At 68.3% G+C, this 4,001-nt stretch carries 6 protein-coding genes; 2 read left to right on the top strand and 4 right to left on the bottom strand.

The window, feature by feature from the left end; translation table 11 throughout:
* Positions 1 to 521 (top strand): hypothetical protein (locus AB3X43_RS02275; RefSeq protein WP_369428268.1); only part of this gene is annotated, 521 nt, incomplete at its 5' end.
* 128 nt (positions 522 to 649) lie between these two features.
* Positions 650 to 1,456: a TIGR00266 family protein gene (locus AB3X43_RS02270; RefSeq protein WP_369428267.1), complete on the top strand. Its 807-nt coding sequence runs from the start codon at positions 650 to 652 to the stop codon at positions 1,454 to 1,456.
* A gap of 17 nt (positions 1,457 to 1,473) precedes the next feature.
* Here AB3X43_RS02270 and AB3X43_RS02265 read toward each other — a convergent pair whose 3' ends face one another.
* The 4 genes from AB3X43_RS02265 to AB3X43_RS02250 form a co-directional block, all read right to left on the bottom strand.
* Positions 1,474 to 1,908, bottom strand: a complete 435-nt coding sequence (locus tag AB3X43_RS02265; RefSeq protein ID WP_369428266.1) for a universal stress protein — start codon at positions 1,906 to 1,908, stop codon at positions 1,474 to 1,476.
* 129 nt (positions 1,909 to 2,037) lie between these two features.
* Positions 2,038 to 2,886 (bottom strand): sulfurtransferase, encoded by an 849-nt coding sequence (locus AB3X43_RS02260; protein ID WP_369428265.1) that lies wholly within the window; start codon positions 2,884 to 2,886, stop codon positions 2,038 to 2,040.
* A 12-nt stretch (positions 2,887 to 2,898) separates the two neighbouring features.
* The gene (locus tag AB3X43_RS02255; RefSeq protein ID WP_369428264.1) at positions 2,899 to 3,807 is read right to left on the bottom strand and encodes a DMT family transporter; all 909 of its coding nucleotides are present in this window, start codon (positions 3,805 to 3,807) and stop codon (positions 2,899 to 2,901) included.
* A 54-nt stretch (positions 3,808 to 3,861) separates the two neighbouring features.
* Positions 3,862 to 4,001 (bottom strand): SRPBCC family protein (locus AB3X43_RS02250; RefSeq protein ID WP_369428269.1); only part of this gene is annotated, 140 nt, incomplete at its 5' end.

Raw genomic sequence — 4,001 nt, 5'->3', positions numbered from 1 at the left:
TCTTCGGCCTCGACCTCGGCCACGGCACGCTGCAGCAGGTCGCCACGCGCTGGCCCGACGAGAAGCTGGAACTGGCCCTCGTGCGCGATCCGCAAGGCAGCTTCACGCTGGAGGGCTACCTGGAGAGTATCCGTGCCGGCTTCGTGCAGGGCAAGATGGTGCTGACCGGCTCGGCCGACACCGCCACGCTCCAGAGCTGGGCCGAACGGGCCACCCACCGCGAACCCCAGCCCAGCGGCACCTGGCGCCTGACGCTGGCCCCGCAGGACCATGCCACCGCACTCGCGGCACCGCTGGCCGGGCTGGTGTTCCTGCCCGCCGCACGCTTCGACGAGGCGACCGCCGTCGAGCGCTTCGGCCCTGCGCCAGAGCGCCTGACCACGTCGGATGGCACGGTGCACCTGCTCTATCCAGCGCAGGGCGTGGTGGTCGCGATCGATCCGCAGGACCATGCCAAGCCGGTGCTGCAGTATGTGGCGCCATCCGCATTCGACCGGCTGCGCGCCCCCTTGAAGCATTGACCCGTGCGGGGGGAGTCCGGCGAGAATCGGCACTCTTCTTCACCACCCATGACACGCACATGTCCCTCTTCGATTCATTCTCCAGTGCGTCCCCGCTCCCCCAAGGTGCCACGGGGGCACCGACGGCCATGGACGCAATCGACTACGAGATCAAGGGCGCCGAGATGCAGTTCGTCGAGATCGAACTCGATCCCGGCGAAGCGGCCGTCGGCGAAGCCGGCAGCATGATGTTCATGGAAGGCAGCATCGGCATGGACACCGTCTTCGGTGACGGCAGCCGGCAGGCCGGCGGCTTCATGGGCAAGCTGCTCGGCGCGGGCAAGCGGCTGATCACCGGCGAGTCGCTGTTCACCACGGTCTACACCAACCACGGCAGCAGCAAGCAACGCGTGGCGTTCGCCGCACCCTACCCAGGCAAGATCCTGCCGATGGACCTGCGCCAGCTCGGCGGCACGCTGATCTGCCAGAAGGACGCCTTCCTGTGCGCGGCCAAGGGCGTCTCGCTGGGCATCTACTTCCAGCAGAAGCTGTCGGTCGGATTTTTTGGTGGCGAGGGCTTCATCATGCAGAAGCTCGAAGGTGACGGGCTGGCTTTCGTGCACGCCGGTGGCACCATCGCACGCCGCGAACTGCGGCACGGCGAAACCCTGCTGATCGACACCGGCTGCATCGTCGCGCTGACGCCGAGCGTCAATTTCGAGATCCAGTACGTCGGCAAGATCAAGACCGCGCTGTTCGGCGGCGAGGGCCTGTTCCTCGCCAAGGTCACCGGCCCGGGCACGGTGTGGATGCAGAGCCTGCCGTTCTCGCGCCTGGCCAGCCGCATCTTCGCGGCGGCGCCGCAGAACGGCGGCTCGCGCGAAGAGGGCTCGGTGCTGGGCGGCCTCGCGGGCGGTGGCCTGCTGGGCGGGTTGCTCGGCGGCGACGACGACTGAGCCGCCACCGGATCGGTTCAGCGAACGACCAGCACGGGCACGGTGCTGTGCGTCAGCACCTTCTGCGTCTCGCTGCCCAGCAGCAGCGCCGCCATGCCGCGCCGGCCGTGCGAGGCCATCACGATCAGGTCGGCGCCCTGCTCCTTGCCGTAGTCGATCACAGCTTCCCACGGGTGCACGGCCTCGACCGTCGCCGCCGTGCAGGCCACGCCGCTGGCGGCGCAGAGTGTCTTCACCTGCTCGATGTGCTTGTTGGCGATGCGGTCCTGCGCGTCGAAGAACTCCTGCGGCGGGATGGGCTGCATCTCGGAGATGGCGCTGTAGGGAAACGGCTCCTTGACGGCCAGCGTCACGAGCTTGGCACCGAAGGTCTTGGCCAATGTGATCGCGGAGTCGACCGCCTTGGCGGTGATCTCGGAACCATCGGTCGGAACCAGAATGCACTTGTACATGGTGTACCTCCTGAACAGCGAACGAGGGACATCCGGTCGGGTGTCCCGAGAACATCCATGATGCGCTCAAGCGCAATGCCCGGCTTGATGTCCATCAAGAAGGACACGGGCAACCCGCCATCACCGGCATCAGCCGCGGGCGACCGGCCGACGACCGTCACCGCACCACTCGCTCCATGAACCGGCATAGAGCGTGGCGGCCGGCAGACCGGCGATCTCCATGGCCAGCAGGTTGTGGCAAGCCGTGACGCCCGAGCCGCACTGGTGCACGACTTCGCCGTCACCCAGCAGCGGCAGGAAGGCGGCACGGAGCACCTCGGGCGGCTGGAAACAGCCCCCTGCGGCGAGGTTGGCGCTGAATGGCCGGTTCAACGCGCCAGGGATGTGGCCGGCCACGGGGTCGAGTGGCTCGACATCGCCGCGGTAGCGCTCCGGTGCACGGGCGTCGATCAGCGTGACGCGGCCGAGCTGGGCCTGCAGCGCATCGGCGGTCATGACCCGCCGACCCGCTTCGGGCGACAACGGGTAGGCCGCCGCTGGCAGGGGCGATTCGGCCATGCCGGTTTCCAGCAGCCCACCTGCCGCCATCCAGGCCGCCACACCACCATCGAGCACGGCCACCGCGTCGTGGCCGAGCCAGCGCAGCATCCACCAGACGCGGGCTGCGAACATGCCGCCCTGTGCGTCACAGACCACCACCGGGGTGGCCGGCGTGATGCCGAGCCGCGCGACCGTGGCGGCGAAGTGTTCGCGGGTCGGCAGCGGGTGGCGTCCGCCACACAACGCAGGAACGTCGCCCTTGGCGCTCAGGTCGCGGTCGAGGTGCACGTACTGCGCGCCAGGCAGGTGGCCGGCGAGGAAGGCCTCGGCGCCGGCTTCGGGTCGAGCGAGGTCGAAGCGCGCGTCGAGCACGCACACCGTGCCCACGCAGGCCAGCAGTTCGTCGGCATGGATCAGGGGGGTCGGCAGGGTCGTCATGGTGGTGGCTCTTCAGGTTTCGAGGTCCGGGGGCAGCGTGTCCTGCGCATTCTGGCGCGGACCGGTGCCGTGGCGCAGCCGGGTCGCCGTGATGCCGGCACCGACCACCAGCACCATGCCGGCCAGCGCCAGCGGATGCACCGGATCGTCGAACAGCAGCACGCCGAACACAAACGCGAATGCGATGCCGAGGTACTGCAGGCTCGCGTTCACCAGCGGTCGGCCGATCGCGAAGGCACGGGTCATCGCCAGTTGTGCGGCGGTCGCGAACAGCCCGACGGCCAGCACCAGCGCTGCGGCCGTCCAGCCATGCCACGGACTCCATCCGCCATTGAGCAGCGTCAGCGCCAGGCCAGCCAGCGTGCCCCCACAGGAAAAATAGAACACCACACGCGTCTCGGGCTCACCGACGCGGCCGAGTGCGGTGATCTGCAGATACGCCATCGCCGACAGCATCCCCGAGCCGAAGCCGACGACGCCGTACCAGAGCTGGTCGCGGTCGATGCTCGGGCGCAGGATCGCGGCCACGCCGACAAACCCGGCCAGCACGGTGGCAATCAGCTTCGGGTTGATCTTCGCGCCGCCCAGCAGCACCGAGCCGCCGATCAGGAACATCGCCATCCAGATGGGCGACATGTAGTTCAGCGTCATCGCGGTCGCCAGCGGCAACCCGCTGATGGCGTAGAACCACAGACACAGCGATGACACGCCGACGATGCTGCGCCAGACGTGCATCCACGGCACCGCCGTGCGCAGCGACTGCCCGCGCGCGCGCAGCAGCACCGCCATCGCCACCGCCCCGATCAGGCCGCGGTACATCACGATCTCGCCGGTGCCGAAATGCGCACTGGCCAGCTTGACGCACACGCCCATCAGCGCAAAAAGAAACGAGGCCAGAACCATCAGCATGGGAGCAGTCATGCCCCCGATGCTAATGGCACCAGCCCCGTCGGGGTTCTGCGCCGATCCGAAGCGTCAGCCCTTGAAGTTCATCACCCGCCGGTACCACTCGTGGAAGTGCTGCATGCCGTCTTCCATCGGACTCTGGTAGGGGCCGACCTCGTTGTCGCCGCGGTCCATCAGTGCCTTGCGGCCCGCGTCCATGCGCTCGCCGA

Source organism: Sphaerotilus sp. (assembly GCF_041083715.1).
In the GTDB taxonomy this organism is placed as follows: Bacteria; Pseudomonadota; Gammaproteobacteria; order Burkholderiales; family Burkholderiaceae_C; genus Sphaerotilus.
The sequence above is the reverse complement of the archived record's forward strand: the minus strand, read 5'-3'. Positions and strand labels throughout refer to the sequence as shown.